13 protein-coding genes are annotated in these 14,764 nt (G+C 62.5%); 11 read left to right on the top strand and 2 right to left on the bottom strand.

All coding sequences use genetic code 11. The annotated features are described in order from the left end of the window. Positions 1-38 precede the first annotated feature (38 nt). The 4 genes from VXJ37_RS07480 (at position 39) to VXJ37_RS07465 (ending at position 3,972) form a co-directional block, all read left to right on the top strand. Positions 39-1,262 (top strand): thiolase family protein, encoded by a 1,224-nt coding sequence (locus VXJ37_RS07480; RefSeq protein WP_331322417.1) that lies wholly within the window; start codon positions 39-41, stop codon positions 1,260-1,262. Next, on the top strand, positions 1,262-2,068 hold the full coding sequence (locus tag VXJ37_RS07475) for an enoyl-CoA hydratase/isomerase family protein (protein ID WP_331322416.1): 807 nt from the start codon (positions 1,262-1,264) through the stop codon (positions 2,066-2,068). The genes VXJ37_RS07480 and VXJ37_RS07475 overlap by 1 nt, the downstream gene beginning before the upstream one ends. A gap of 2 nt (positions 2,069-2,070) precedes the next feature. Beyond that, on the top strand, positions 2,071-2,940 hold the full coding sequence (locus VXJ37_RS07470) for a 3-hydroxyacyl-CoA dehydrogenase family protein (RefSeq protein ID WP_331322415.1): 870 nt from the start codon (positions 2,071-2,073) through the stop codon (positions 2,938-2,940). A gap of 87 nt (positions 2,941-3,027) precedes the next feature. After that, entirely contained in the window at positions 3,028-3,972 is a 945-nt protein-coding gene (locus tag VXJ37_RS07465; RefSeq protein WP_331322414.1) for a LysR family transcriptional regulator, read from the top strand. Here the strand turns inward: VXJ37_RS07465 and VXJ37_RS07460 are convergent. Beyond that, positions 3,952-5,691 carry a helix-turn-helix domain-containing protein gene (locus tag VXJ37_RS07460; RefSeq protein ID WP_331322413.1) on the bottom strand — a complete coding sequence of 580 codons (1,740 nt, stop codon included), beginning with the start codon at positions 5,689-5,691 and terminating at the stop codon, positions 3,952-3,954. The two genes, VXJ37_RS07465 and VXJ37_RS07460, sit on opposite strands and share 21 nt — an antisense overlap. Positions 5,692-5,885: 194 nt before the next feature. Here VXJ37_RS07460 and VXJ37_RS07455 point away from each other — a divergent pair, with 194 nt between their 5' ends. The 6 genes from VXJ37_RS07455 to VXJ37_RS07430 all read left to right on the top strand — a co-directional run bounded on the left by VXJ37_RS07455 (position 5,886) and on the right by VXJ37_RS07430 (position 12,462). Further along, positions 5,886-7,517: a flavin-containing monooxygenase gene (locus tag VXJ37_RS07455; RefSeq protein WP_331322412.1), complete on the top strand. Its 1,632-nt coding sequence runs from the start codon at positions 5,886-5,888 to the stop codon at positions 7,515-7,517. A 77-nt stretch (positions 7,518-7,594) separates the two neighbouring features. Continuing rightward, a complete protein-coding gene (locus tag VXJ37_RS07450; RefSeq protein WP_331322411.1) occupies positions 7,595-8,965 on the top strand; it encodes an NAD-dependent succinate-semialdehyde dehydrogenase in 1,371 nt (456 codons plus the stop codon). Positions 8,966-8,992: 27 nt separating this feature from the next. Then, positions 8,993-10,042, top strand: coding sequence for a 2,3-butanediol dehydrogenase (locus VXJ37_RS07445; RefSeq protein WP_331322410.1), 1,050 nt, complete (start codon positions 8,993-8,995; stop codon positions 10,040-10,042). Between the two features lie 159 nt (positions 10,043-10,201). Beyond that, complete coding sequence (locus VXJ37_RS07440; protein ID WP_331322409.1) at positions 10,202-10,816, top strand: cysteine hydrolase family protein; 615 nt, start codon at positions 10,202-10,204, stop codon at positions 10,814-10,816. A gap of 185 nt (positions 10,817-11,001) precedes the next feature. After that, the gene (locus VXJ37_RS07435) at positions 11,002-11,622 is read left to right on the top strand and encodes an MFS transporter (RefSeq protein WP_331322408.1); all 621 of its coding nucleotides are present in this window, start codon (positions 11,002-11,004) and stop codon (positions 11,620-11,622) included. 180 nt (positions 11,623-11,802) lie between these two features. Next, a complete protein-coding gene (locus VXJ37_RS07430) occupies positions 11,803-12,462 on the top strand; it encodes a TetR/AcrR family transcriptional regulator (RefSeq protein WP_331322407.1) in 660 nt (219 codons plus the stop codon). A 68-nt stretch (positions 12,463-12,530) separates the two neighbouring features. Here VXJ37_RS07430 and VXJ37_RS07425 read toward each other — a convergent pair whose 3' ends face one another. After that, entirely contained in the window at positions 12,531-13,631 is a 1,101-nt protein-coding gene (locus tag VXJ37_RS07425) for an NAD(P)-dependent alcohol dehydrogenase (protein ID WP_331322406.1), read from the bottom strand. A gap of 449 nt (positions 13,632-14,080) precedes the next feature. Between VXJ37_RS07425 and VXJ37_RS07420 the strand changes: the two genes are divergently transcribed. Next, entirely contained in the window at positions 14,081-14,659 is a 579-nt protein-coding gene (locus tag VXJ37_RS07420; RefSeq protein ID WP_331322405.1) for a TetR/AcrR family transcriptional regulator, read from the top strand. Positions 14,660-14,764: the final 105 nt, after the last annotated feature.

Below are 14,764 nucleotides of genomic sequence, written 5' to 3'. Positions count from 1 at the left end.
ACACGACAGCACATCACACACCCATGATTGGAACACCCATGCCTGAGGCCTTCTTGATCGGCGGGGCACGCACCCCCGTCGGCCGCTACGGCGGCGCCCTGTCCTCCATCCGCCCGGACGACCTCGCCGCACTCACGGTGCGCGCCGCCGTCGAACGCGCCGGCATTGATCCGGCCGCCGTGGACGAGGTGATTCTCGGCAACGCTAACGGCGCCGGCGAGGAGAACCGCAACGTGGCCCGCATGGCCTGGCTCCTCGCGGGGTTCCCGGATACCGTCCCCGGCATCACCGTGAACCGCCTCTGTGCCTCCGGGCTAAGCGCCATCATCATGGCTTCCCACATGGTCAAGGCCGGGGCCGCGGACATCGTGGTGGCCGGCGGCGTCGAATCCATGTCCCGCGCACCGTGGGTGATGGAAAAGCCGGACAAGGCCTTCGCCAAGCCCGGCGCCGTCGTGGACACCTCCATCGGCTGGCGCTTCCCCAACCCCTCCTTCCTCTCCGGCGAACTCTCCCGCAGTGGCAAGGCCACCTACTCCATGCCGGAAACCGCCGAGGAAGTAGCCCGGGTCTACGGCATCTCCCGCGACGATTGCGACGAGTTCGCCGTCCGCTCCCACGAACGCGCCCTGGCCGCCATCACTGCCGGGCATTTCGTGGACGAGATCGTCTCCGTTCCGGTCAAGGGCCGCAAGGGCGCCGAAAACATCGTGGACACGGACGAAGGCCCCCGCCCCGGAACCACCCGCGACGTCCTCGCCGGGCTGCGGCCCGTGGTGAAGGGCGGCAGCGTGGTCACCGCCGGCAACGCCTCCACGCTCAACGACGGCGCCTCCGCGATCATCGTCGCATCCGAGGCCGCCGTTCAGAAGTACGGCCTCACGCCCCGGGCGCGCATCCTGGACGGCGCGTCAGCGGGCGTGGCCCAGGAAATCATGGGTATCGGCCCGGTCCCGGCCACCCGCAAGGTCCTGGAACGGACCGGACTCGCCGTGGGTGACCTCGCCGCCGTCGAACTTAACGAGGCCTTTGCTTCCCAGTCGCTGGCGTGTATGCGCGAACTGAAGCTTGAGCCCGGGATCGTGAACAACGACGGCGGCGCCATCGCCCTTGGCCATCCCCTCGGCTCGTCCGGGTCGCGGCTGGTCATCACCCTGCTGGGGCGCCTCGAACGCGAAGCCACGGACGGCCGGAAGCTGGGACTCGCCACCATGTGCGTAGGCGTCGGCCAAGGCACGGCGCTGCTGCTCGAGGGGCTCTAATGACGGACGTGATGTACGACGCCGGCACGGGCTTGGGTGCCACGGGTTTCGCAACGTTGCAGGTCGAGGAGCGGGAAGACCGATTGGCGGTCCGGCTCCACCGGCCAGAGGTCCGCAATGCCATCGACCAGGCCATGGTGGATGAGCTGCACCTGGTGTCCGCGTACCTGGAGCGAACGCCGAAAATCCTGATCCTTTCGGGCACGTCCGGGAACCCGGACACCGGGGCCAAGGGCATCTTCGCCTCAGGCGCCGACATCGCGCAGCTGCGCGAACGCCGCCGGGACGACGCCCTGGCCGGGATCAACTCCGGGATCTTCGACCGGATCGCCAAACTTCCCATGCCTGTCATTGCCGCTCTCGACGGGTACGCCCTGGGCGGCGGTGCCGAACTGGCGTACGCGGCGGACTTTCGAATCGGCACGCCGGACCTCCGGATGGGCAACCCCGAAACGAACCTGGGCATCCTGGCAGCCGCCGGCGCCACCTGGCGGCTCAAGGAACTCGTCGGTGAACCGGTGGCCAAGCAGATCCTGCTGGCGGGCAAGGTGCTGACCGGGCAGGATTGCCTTGCCGTCGGGCTCATCACCGAACTCGTGGACCCTGCAGCCTTGATGGATTCCGCGCACGCCTTGGCAGACACGATCGCCGCGCAGGACCCGCTGGCGGTCCGCATCACCAAATCCGTGTTCCACGCCCCGCGCGACGTCCATCCCGTGATCGACACCCTGGCCCAGGGCATGCTTTTCGAGTCCCAGGCCAAGTTTGACCGCATGCAGGCATTCCTCGACAGGAAGAAGAAGTAGACATGACCAACCCCGCAATTCCCGCCGGGCTCCCCCCGAAGGTCGGTGTCCTCGGCGGCGGCCGGATGGGCGCCGGAATCGCCCACGCCTTCCTGGTCAAGGGTTCCCACGTCGTCGTCGTTGAGCGCGACAGCGAGGCAGCGGACGCTGCACGCGGACGCGTCGAGGACGCCGTCGGCAAATCACTGGCCCGCGGCCTGGCCGGCAACGCAGCCGACTACACTTCCCGCCTGTTGGTCACCACGGACTACGCCTCCTTCGGTGACCGGGAACTGGTGGTGGAGGCCGTGCCCGAACTGTGGGACCTCAAAGTCTCCTCGCTGCGGGCCGTCGAGGCCGAACTCGGCAACGGCGCCGTGCTGGCCTCTAACACGTCATCCCTGTCCGTGAACGGCCTGGCAGACGAACTCGACCGTCCGCAGGACTTCCTCGGGCTGCACTTCTTCAACCCGGTCCCCGCCTCCACGCTCATCGAGGTGGTCGTGGGAAAAAAGACCTCCGAGCCGCTTGCGGCTGCGGCGCGCGACTGGGTGGAGGCACTCGGCAAGACCGCCGTCGTCGTCAACGATGCGCCGGGTTTCGCGTCCTCCCGCCTGGGCGTTGCCATCGCGTTGGAAGCGATGCGGATGGTCGAAGAAGGCGTCGCGTCCGCCGAGGACATCGATAACGCCATGGTGCTGGGCTACAAACACCCCACCGGGCCGCTGCGTACCACGGACATCGTGGGTCTGGACGTCCGCCTGGGCATCGCCGAATACCTGCATGAGACCCTCGGAGAACGGTTTGCACCCCCGCAGATCCTGCGCGAGAAGGTGGCCCGCGGCGAACTCGGCCGTAAGACCGGAAAGGGCTTCTTCGACTGGAGCCGATGAACTGCTTGAGGCGCTCAATTCTTACTTTCCGCCTCCCCGGGGAAGCTCGAGTGATACTCTAAACTCAATAATGAGCGAAGGGATGCTGTGGAAATCAACCAGCTGACCGCCTTTCTTGCCGTGGCGGAAGAACTGCATTTCGGCCGGGCCGCGGAGAGGCTCCACGTCGCCCAACCGCCCCTGAGCCGGACCATAAAGCAACTCGAAAATGAGCTGAATACGAGGCTGTTGGACCGGACAACCCGATCTGTAAAACTGACGTCCAGCGGTCGGGCTCTTGTGGGTCCGGCCACGGAAGTCCTCGATGCCCTGCGACGCGCCGAAGATGCGGTCCGGTCGGCGGATGGCGGGGAATCGGGGCTCGTTCGCATAGCCTTCGCGGGCGCCTCCACGCATCAACTGGTTGCGCGCCTGGCGCGTTTGGTGAGGGCACAACGGCCAGGTATACAGCTGGACCTTTCCAGCCAAAACTTCGCCCAACCGGCCATGACAAAGCTGGCGCAGGGCGAGACCGATGTCGCTTTCGGGCGGTGGGATGTGATCCCAGCCGAAATCGCATCGGAAGTTGTGCTGCGGGACTCCCTGGTGATCGCACTCCCCGACACACATCCGCTGGCGGGAGCGCGCCGCTTGGCGATCGCAAAGCTGGCCGCGGAAGCGTTCATCTCCTTGCCTTCCTACGAAGGCGCGGTGTTGCCCGACCGGCTTCGACGGCTCGCACGCGACAATGGCTTTGTTCCCAATGTCATCCAGGTGGCACCCGACACGCAGACAGCGTTGGCTCTTGTCAGCGCGGAAGTGGGGTGCCACCTGACGTTGGCATCGGTGGCGGACAGTGCGACCGATCCACACGTAGTCTTCGTTCCCCTGGCGGACGCCACCGCAGACGTCGACCTCAGAGCCGCCTGGCGCCCGAACGATACGAATCCTGCAGTGAAGGCAGTTCTGCAGGAAGTCATGAACCTGAGCAAGGTTTCCAGGAACCAGGTCACCGCGCGTGATGCGGAGTACTCACATGGTCGCCTCGCCTGAATCGAGACCGAGCTGACGGAGACGCCGGTAAAGCGTCGTCCTGCCCATTCCCAGCAAATCCGCTGCCTCAGACTTGTTGCCGCCGGTGGCATCGAGTGCCTTGATAATGGCATCGCGCTCAGCAGTCTTCATGAGCGACAGGGGGCGCCGGGGAGGCGCCTGCTGAAGATGCTTTGGCAGATGCCGTCTTTCGATAACGGAAGCATTGACCGACCGAACCAGATCCGTGACAGTCCTTGCCAACTCGGCCACATTGCCGGGCCAGCTCCACTGAACCAAGGACTGCAGCGCAGCCGGGGATATCGTGTGCCGCGACCCAGGATCCACTTCATTGAGAATCCTTGTCACCATCCCCGGAATGCGTTCGGGAGTTTGAGCCAGTGATGCCGTCCGCACGGTTATCCCCAGGGCGTCTATGAAGGCCTGGAGTCCTTGGGATGCGTCTTCGTTGAACACCGTGACCAAAAGGCTTCCGGAACGATCACGAGCTGCCCATCCCCTTTGCACCACATCCACGATCCTGGAGAACGCAGTGACGTCGTCGCTGCCGGCGTTTTCAAGCCTGCGCATAAGGACATCTTTGCCTTGCTGCAAAAGGGACTCGACCTGGTCCCAGGGCGTGGGCAATCCGGCCGACATCACGAACACTTCGGCGGGGCCCGATTTGCCCCATGTGGCTCGAAGGTCCAGGGCCGCCGTCGCCCGCCCAGTGCCGACTGGCCCTTCGATGACAGCGATCGCTTGCCCCGGGGCGGCCATGCGGGGACCTGACATGGAATTTGCACCGCTTTTCAACAGACCGGGCGCACCTGGTCCGCCGCGCAGTGATGGCTCCATCTCAGAGAAGTGAACAACAAAATGGACCCGCGGGCCGTCACTGACCCTCCGGGCCGTAATTTCGAGCATCGTCCCCTCGAGTTCACGCCTGAGCGTCGGCGAGGAAGACCAGTTATGGGCATTGAGCACTTCCCAAAGCATGACGTGGGAAGCAACATTCACGTACGGTAGGCCCGGTGTATTGGCGAGGATCGATTCGTGATCCAGCACGACAGTGGGGCGCTGGGAACTGGTAAAGCGCATGAACGACATAGCCAGCGCAAGGTCCTGCGGCCGCGCAGACGTTCGAAGTCTTTCCTCGATCTGCTGGCTGATCTCCCGCGCAAGCGAGAGCATGATGGGATTTGCCGCTTGAATTGGCCCACCTAAGGCGATCGAACCCACCACAAGACCAGCCGGCGTATAGATGGGCGCGGCCGCGCAGGCGTTTGTTGCCAACGCTTCGCTGTAGTGCTGGCTTCCCTTGACGAACACCGGCCGCTTTTCCACCATCGAGGTGCCCAGTGCGTTCGTTCCGATAGCGTCCTCAGAGTAGTCGAAACCCTCAGCGGCATGCATATTATCCAGGCGCCGGCGCTCACTGCTGTCACTGGTTCGCCTGTCGACGATGCTGCCGCCCCGATCGCTCAGGAAGAGGGTAGTTCCGGTGTCTTCCAGTTGATGCTGCCACCGGTCAAGTACCGGCACAGCAGCCCTGCCCAGGAGTGTGTCGGTATCAACGTCGCGGTACCGTTGCGCCGGCCCCGAGGCTTCAACTGCGCTGCCGATGGATCGGCGCCAACTACGGACGATAAGGTCCGGAACCGATTCGTCTGCCTGGTAGACCCCCGTCAGTCCGGCACGAATCAGTTTTTCACGTGCCTCCCGCACTGGATCAGTCATGTTGCACCTTTGCAGTTTCATCCCTCCCGGGCAAGCAAGCGCTGGTAATTATTGCTTTCCCGGTATCAAAGCCGGTATCGCGGGCCCCGTCCCAGTGTTTCAAGTTGAAACACTCAGCTGCCCTTCCACAGCCGCAGACTGGTTACACGAAGTGAATTATCTCACACCGTCCTATTAGCCGGAGGAGCACCATCATGGACAAAGTCGTCCCTAACGAGACCCAGCAGCTCGACGCACTCGTCGTAGGAGCAGGCTTCGGCGGCATCTACATGCTGCACAAGCTTCGCAATGAGCTGGGCCTTAATGCTGTAGCCATTGACCGGGCCGGAGGCGTTGGCGGCACCTGGTACTGGAATAAGTACCCGGGAGCCCTTTCCGATTCTGAAAGTTTTGTCTACCAGTACTCTTTTGACCGTGAGCTGTACCAGCAGACTCCGTGGGACACCAAGTACGTGCCCCAGGCTCAGATCCTCAAATACCTGAACGGGGTTGTCGACCGATACAGCCTCCGCCGCCATATCCAGCTTGAAACCGGAATGACGGAGGCCGAGTTCGACGAGGCTGCAGGAATCTGGACCGTTCGCACGGACCGCGGGGTTACCTTCCAGTCGCGATTCCTTGTCACGGGGCTGGGCCTGCTCTCTGCCACCAACCTGCCGAAGTTTCCGGGCATGGAAACCTTCAAAGGCCGCTTGGTCCACACGGGCGCCTGGCCCGGGGACCTGGATCTCACCGGCAAGCGGGTAGGTGTCATCGGCAACGGCTCCACAGGCAACCAGGTCATCACGGCCACGGCTCCGATCGCAGCCCACCTGACGTCCTTCCAGCGCACGCCGCAGTACAGCGTTCCTGCCGGCAACCGCAAGCTCACCGAACAGGAGCAGCGGGCCCACCGGGACAACTTCGAGGCCAACTGGGATCAGGTCCGCAACTCCTCTGTTGCCATGGGCTTCGAAGAAAGCACGGTCCCGACCTTCAGCGTTTCCCCTGAAGAACGGGAGCGGATTTACCAGCGGGTCTGGGAGGAAGGAGGCGGTTTCCGCTTCATGTTCGAGACCTTCTCGGATATTGCCACGGACCCTGAGGCCAACGAAGAAGCCGCGAAATTCATCCGTCGCAAGATTGCCGAGATCGTCAAGGATCCAGAAACACGCCGTAAGCTGACGCCCACCGATCTCTACGCCCGCAGGCCATTGTGCGATTCCGGATACTACGAAACGTTCAATCGGCCGAACGTATCCCTTGTCAACGTCAAGGAAAACCCCATCGAGCGGGTAACCGAAGAGGGCATCGTCACTGCTGATGGCGTCCTTCACGAACTGGACGTACTCATCTGTGCGACGGGCTTCGACGCCGTGGACGGCAACTACGTGCGCGTCAATATCCGGGGACGTGGGGGCGAAACCCTGAAGGAACATTGGGCTGACGGGCCGACCAGCTACCTCGGCATGGCAACCAACGGCTTCCCCAACATGTTCATGATCCTGGGACCGAACGGCCCCTTCACCAACCTTCCGCCGTCAATCGAGGCGCAGGTCGAGTGGATCAGCGAAACCATCGATCACGTCTCGACCTCGGGAACGGGATGGATTGAGGCCAAGGCCCAGACGGAGTCCGACTGGACTGAAACCTGCTCCGACATTGCCCACCAGACGCTCTTCCCCCAGGCAGCATCGTGGATTTTCGGCGCCAACATTCCGGGCAAAAAGCGCACCGTCATGTTCTACCTAGGCGGGATCAAACAGTACCGGTCCATCCTCTCCAACGAAGCTTCGAACAAGTACCCGAACTTCGCAACCGACGCGGACATCCTGACTCCTGCCTAAAGAAGGCTCCTGGCCGCCCGGGAAGGACAATGCCATCCATCCTTCCCGGGCTTCCCCAACATGATGAAAGTCTTTCAATGAAGAAATATGCAACTGTTGATCCCACCAGTGGAAACGTGGTCCAGGAATTTGACACCATGACCGACGCGGAGGTGGCGGCTTCCCTGAAGCGCTCCTACGAGGCCTACCGGTCTTGGCATGCGACCGACCTCGCCGAACGCTGCGCCCTCCTGCAACGGATAGCGGACCTGCACCGGCAGCACTCCATCGACCTGGCCAAGCTCATGACGCTGGAGATGGGTAAGCCCATTTCCCAGGCAAGAACCGAAGTCGAATTGTCCGCCGCGATTTTTGAGTACTACGCCACCTCCGGGGAACAACTCCTCGCTGACGAGGAACTCGATATCGCCGGGGCCGGCCGCGCCCTGGTCCGAACAGCGCCCATCGGGCCGCTCCTTGGCGTCATGCCGTGGAACTTCCCTTACTACCAGGCAGCACGGTTCATCGCCCCTAATTTGCTGCTGGGAAACACGATTCTGCTCAAGCATGCGAGCAACTGCCCGCAGCAGGCATTGCGGATCGAGGACATCATTCGTGCCGCCGGTGCGCCTGACGGGGTCTACCAGAACATATTCGCCACGTCGGGACAGGTGGCGGACCTCATCGCCAGCCCGGAACTGCAAGGCGTATCCCTCACCGGTTCCGAAAAGGCAGGCAGCGCCATCGGCGCACTGGCGGGACAGCACCTGAAGAAATGCGTCCTTGAGCTCGGAGGGTCAGACCCGTTCCTGGTGCTTCCCTCAGCCGATGTGGAAAAGGCTGCCGCCGCGGCGGCCGCAGGCCGGTTCGGGAATGCCGGCCAGGCGTGCACATCCTCGAAAAGGCTGATCGTCGACTCCGCGAATTGGGATTCTTTCCTTGACGCGTTCCTGGCAAAGGCAGCCGAATGGCAAATCGGTGACCCCATGAGCGAGGACACTCGCCTCGGTCCGATGTCTTCCGCCCAAGCAAGGGCAGAACTCGCCGAACAGGTCGACGATGCGGTAGCCAAGGGAGCCACCGTCCACCTCGGCGGGTATATCCCCGAAGGCCGCGGTTCCTACTACCCGGCGACCGTCCTGTCCGGCGTCACACCGGACATGCGCGCGTACCGGGAAGAACTGTTTGGACCAGTAGCCGTACTCCACCGGGTGAACTCCGTCGATGAAGCGATCACACTGGCCAACGACTCGCCCTACGGCCTCGGCAGCGCCATATTCACGAACGACGAGAAGCAGGCCGCCTACGTCACCGACCGCCTGGAAGTGGGCATGGTGGGAATCAACACCACCATCAAAAGTGCTCCCGACCTGCCCTTCGGTGGCGTCAAGAGTTCGGGCATCGGCCGGGAACTGGGCAAGTACGGCCTGAACGAGTTCGCCAACAAAAAGCTTGTCCGCACCATCTAAAACTGGACACACATTCGAGGAGGCGCAATGCGCGCAGCGGTGTACTACGGCAAAAACAAAGTCGAAATTGAAGACGTCCCGGAACCCACTCCAGGCGAGGGCCAAGTAAAGATCAAAGTCAGCCGCAATGGCATCTGTGGCACCGACCTCCACGAGTATTACGACGGCCCAATCTTCATCCCGCCCAGCGAGCCGCATCCACTCACAGGCAAATGCCTGCCCCTGACACTGGGCCACGAATTCTCCGGGTTGGTCACGGAAGTCGGCCGGGGTGTCACCAATGTCCATCAAGGTGACCGCGTTGTCGTGGAGCCCATCTACCGGTGCGGCGAGTGTCGGCCCTGCAGGACGGGCCTTTACAACCTGTGCAACGTGATCGGTTTCCATGGGCTGATGGCAGATGGTGGCATGGCTGAATACACCGTCGTCCCGGTCAACCAAGTCCATAAGCTTCCCGACAATGTCTCGCTGGAAATGGGGGCACTCGTCGAACCGATGTCCGTCGCCTACCACGCAGCCACCCTGGGGGAAGTCAACGACCAAAGCAGGGCACTGATCTACGGAGCCGGCCCCATCGGCATCGGCCTCTGGTTTGCCCTGCGCGGAATGGGACTCACAGAAATTGACGTCGTCGAACCCTCTGAGACCCGCCGCAAGTCCATCGAGGCCCTCGGTGCCCGCACCCTGGACCCAACAAAGGAAGACGTCACGGCCCTCATAGCCGACCGGACCAACGGAGATGGAGTAGACGCCGCCTTTGACGCTGCAGGAGTCGCCCCCGCTGTTCAGTCAGCCCTCGAATGCCTCGGGGAACGCCGCCCCCTCATCAGCGTGGCCATCTACGAAAAGCCGCTGCCAACCCCCCTGATCAACCTTGTCCTCAGGGAACGCCGCATCCAAGGCACCATCTGCTACACCAGCGCCGACTACTCCGCCGTCATCGACCTCATGGCAAAGGACCACTACAACACCACAGGATGGGTCGAAGACATCCCCCTCACCGGAGTCATCGAAGACGGCTTCGAGCAACTCCGCGCAGGCAGGAAGATGAAACTGCTTGTGGACCCCACGAGCTGAACCCAGCGCCACGCCTTGCGTTGATACGGGATTACCAAGGCTGGGCCCGCCACTGCGGGCCCAGCTTTTCCTCTGCGCGGGAATAGAATACCTCGAATCGAGGGTTTCAGCTTATGGTATTCCAACCGATCCCCCTAGCCATACGAAACAGGAGACTCCATGGCCAACGTTCCCCTTACTGCCGGCAATACAGCACTACTGCTGGTAGATCTTCAGAATGACAACGCCCACCCGGAGGGCGCTTTCGCCTCCTTCGGGGCAGCCGACCACGCCCGCGAGCAGGGCTTGGTCCCCCACGTGCGGCAGTTGCTCGAGTGGGCGCGAAGCAATTCAATGCCGGTCATCCACAACCGCATTGTGTTCTACCCTGGCGGCAAGTATGGCGGCACCAATGCCCCTATCTTCCAGATGATCGGCCCGGAGTCACTGAAGCTCGGGTCCTGGGGCGCAGATGCCTTGGAAGGTTTGGAGGCGCTTCCGGACGAGCCCGTCTTGATCCGCAACCGAATGAGCAGCTTCAACGGCACCGGCCTGGATGTGCTGCTGCGGAACGTGGGAGTAAATACGGTTGTCGTGGCAGGAGTTTGGACCAACATGGCCGTGGAACACACGGTTCGTGATGCGGCGGACCACGGCTATCGAGCGGTCCTCGCGACGGACGCAACATCAAGCATCAACGCAGACTGGCACGGGGCGGCCCTGTCCTATGCCTTGACGAACATCGCCGAGTTCCAGACGACCGCGGAGATTACCGGGGCAACGCTCCACGTATAGGGCCTGGCCCCTCGGCAGGTACAGCGGACTTCCGGGCCAGGGGCAAGACCTCTGGTGCCGGGCTTACGACCGCATTGCCGCGGAACAAGAAGCGTGGCCAGCCAAGGGCAGGCCACGCTTCTTCGCGCCTCCAGGATTTCGTCACAAAAAGTCACCAACCACGGGCTTGTGGCGAAGCGCACACCGTGAAGGAGCTCGTACAGTCCTTTTGGGTCAACCCGCTAAAGCACCGCGACTACGGGTTTGCCTGGTGGTCAAGGTTCCTGATCTTCCTGTCCAGCTTCATGTTCACTTCATTCCGCCTTCCCTTCATCGTGGACCGGCTGCACCTTGAGGCAGCCCAGGCAGCCGGCGCAGTGTTCATGGGAGTGCTCGTATATACGGTGGCCCTGGTGCCAGCGAGCTACCTGGCCGGATGGTTGTCCGACCGCACCGGCCACCGAAAGCTCCCGGTCGCTGTGGCGACCGCCCTTTTCGCCCTCGGTACGTATGTCCTCGTCCACGTGGAAAGCGTTGAACAGTTCTACCTCGTCGAGGCTTTGCTGGGTGTCGCCTTCGGCATTTACGCAAGCGTGGACATGGCCTTGGTGCTGGAAGTCCTCCCTAACGCCAACAGCACCGCAAAGGATCTGGGCGTCTTCAACATGGCCAATGCAGCGCCGCAGTCCCTGGCGCCGTTTGCAGGCGCGTGGCTCCTGACCGTCGGGGCAGCGGCAACACCCAACTATGGCCTGCTGCTGGGTGCTGCTGCAGCAGCAGCACTCGCTGGAGCTCTCGTCATCCTGCCCATCAAGGGAGTTCGGTAGCGCCGCCCTGTACGCCCCGGCTTCCTTCCGGCCGTAGGCTGTTATGGATTGCACGCGTACCGGACAATCTTTGAGCTCTTCCGGCGCCTCGCGTGAGGCAATCCTCACGTCCATTCCAGAGACGGTGGCGGTCCGCTGAAGCAGCGGCCCGCCACCGTCGCGGCACATCCAGGAGACATCATGCAGGCTGCCACCGCTGCCCGTCCGCCACGCCGCCCGAGCGGCCGTCCGAAGGGAGCTGATGGCACCATTCGCCGTGAGGAGATCCTCACAGCGGCCACCCAGTTGTTCTCCGTAGAGGGCTTCAGGGGGCTAACAATGAGCGCAATTGCCCGGGGGCGCGGAATGAGTCTCTCCGGCTTGGTGCACTACTTCCCCACCAAGGATCTCCTTTTGCAGGCCACCATGGACCGCCGCGACGAAGTGGACCAGGCCCGCATTGCGCAACCTGGGCAGGCCCACCGTAGGGGCTGGGCGTATCTGGAATCCCTCGTCGAACTCGTACGGCTCAACCAGCAACAGCAAGGGATTGTCCGGCTGTTCACCACGGTCGCAGCTGAGGCAGTGGACCCCCAGCATCCAGCAAACGCCTGGCTGCGGAGCCACCATCAAAGTTCGGCCCAGCGAATCCGGCAGGCGTTGGGCGAAGCCGCGGAGAACGGGACACTGGCTGAGGACGCGCCCGTCGATTCAATTGCCCGCAGCCTCATCGCAGCCATGGATGGGCTGCAGATCCAGTGGTTGTCTGATCCGGGCTACCCGGATATGGCCGAAGATTTCGAGATGTTGGTGTCCACAATTCGCCACCGCTGGGGACTGCCACACACCCCGGACTCCTAAGCTTTGGCAGCAAACGGAAGTGGGCGACGACGGTCGAAACCGCCGCCGCCCAGCCGGCACGATCCGGATCAGAAGATGATGACCGGTTTGATCGTCTTGCCGCTTTTCGAGTCCTCGAAGCCCTGGTTGATGTCCTCAAGCCTGTAGTCGCCCACCAGCTTTTCAAAAGGAAACCGCCCTGCCTGCCACAACTGGATGAGCCGCGGAATGAAGACCTGGGGCACGGAACTGCCCTGGACCACGGTCTTGAAGGTCCAGCCTTTTACCAGCGACGCGCCAACTTCGAAGGCGACTTCAGTACCGGGCTTCGCCGCGCCGACGAGCGCGACTGTTCCGCGGACGCCCAAAGCATCGGCCGCCTGACGAAGCAGTGCAGGAATTCCAGTGGTATCCACAACGTAGTCGACCCCGGCACCGTCTGTAATCTCACGCAGCCGCTCTGCCACGTCCTCCGTCTTGGAGTTGATGACGTGCGTTGCCCCAAGTTCCCGGGCGAGTTCCAAGCGTGAGTCGTGGATATCCACGGCGACAATGGTGGCACAGTCCGCCACTTGCGCTGCCATGACTGCCGCACAACCTACTGCCCCCGTGCCGAAGACAACGAGCGAGGACCCGATTTCCGGTTTGAGTTCATTCAGGACGGTGCCGGCACCGGTGTTAATGCCGCAGCCAAGCGGGCCGAGGTGCTCCAGGGGGATATCCTTGTCCACGCGGACAACAGACTCTTCGACGACGTTTGCGTACGTGGCAAAGGACGACTGGCCAAAGAAGTGGGATGAAATAACCTCGTCGTCCTTGCTCAGGGACGTCGCACCGTCCGCCCGGCGCCCACCGAAGTCCGCGGCCATCAAATTCTCGCAGTAGGCCATCTGGCCGTTGCGGCACCGCTTGCAGTGGCCGCAATACGCAGCCGCCAGGACCACATGGTCGCCAGGCACCACGGAAATGACCGAGTCACCGACTGCCTCGACGATGCCGGCGCCCTCATGCCCCAGCACCGCTGGCAATGGGGTGGGATAAACACCATCACGAACAAGGGTGTCGGTATGGCAGATGCCGGTGGCCACCATCCGAACCCGGACTTCATTATGGCGCAGATCGTCCAGTTCCAGCTGTTCAATCGTGAATGGGGCGCCGTTCCCGCGTGCTACAGCAGCAGTTATCTGCACTGCAATCTCCTTTGTCGTAGTCACAGGAATGGCAACCATCCCCGTGTTGCGGAACCGCTATATGCGTTTCGCACGGCGCCGCGCTCTGGTGCGCGTCGCCCTTCCGAGACGTGTCTGAAGCAGTAGGAGCCGGGGCACCGCAAAGTACACCGCGATGGGCACCACCACCAGGGTTAGAACGAAAGCGCGCAACACAGGGTGCAGTTGCGGAGCCAGCGCCCCCAGGGCGCACATGCCTGCAGCGGCCATCGGAAATATGGCCAGCCACGTTACGACTGCGCGGACATGCACGGATGCAATGCCGGTTGCGTGACGGTGATGCATGTCCGTTTCATCGGCGGCAAGAGCCCTGCCCTCGTGTTCCATTCAGTCTCCAAACGTTCGGTTGGACTAACCGTAGGCTCACCCCCGTGAAATTGCAAACGGTCAGTTGGAGTTAGGATGTAGGTATGGCATGGGACACGGACGCAACAAAAGCGAAGCTCCTCGATGCAGCCATTTCGGAGTTTTCTGACCGCGGCTTTTCGGGTGCCCGGGTGGACGACATAGCCAAGAGGTCGGGATGCAACAAAGAGCGCATCTATTTCTACTTCGGCAACAAGGCAAAGCTTTTTGAGGCAGCACTCACCCGGGAACTCGGCTCAGCGCTGGGCGATCTTCCGATACGGGGCTCTGGTCCAAAGGCAGTTGCCGAGTTCGCGGGTAGCTACTTTGACTTTGCCACGAGCCATCCATGCCTGGCGCGCCTTGCCGCCTGGGAGGGCCTTGAGCGGGATCATCCGGTCGGTGCCGACAAACGGGCCGTACATGCGGCAGGCAAAGTGGCGGAACTCCGCGCGGCCCTTTCCGGCGTAAGCCAGGCTGCCGCCGAGGACCTCCTGCTCACCATCATCACGTTGTGCCATGCATGGATGACGAGCCAGAACGTCCATGTCGTCATTACGGGCAGCCCAGATCAGACCCGCCGACGCTCAGCGATCATGCGAACCACCGAGCTTCTCGCCTGTGACGCGTCGGTAGTGAGCTAGGGATCGCACAAGGTTTGTCTGTTGGCTGGGGGCAAAACACAGAAGAGGTCGACGGCGGGTGGGCACCCGCCGTCGACCTCTTCTGTGCGAGGTGACGAACCTCAG

The sequence above is a fragment of the Pseudarthrobacter phenanthrenivorans genome, from assembly GCF_036455295.1.
Taxonomy (GTDB): domain Bacteria; phylum Actinomycetota; class Actinomycetes; order Actinomycetales; family Micrococcaceae; genus Arthrobacter; species Arthrobacter phenanthrenivorans_C.
The sequence above is the reverse complement of the archived record's forward strand: the minus strand, read 5'-3'. Positions and strand labels throughout refer to the sequence as shown.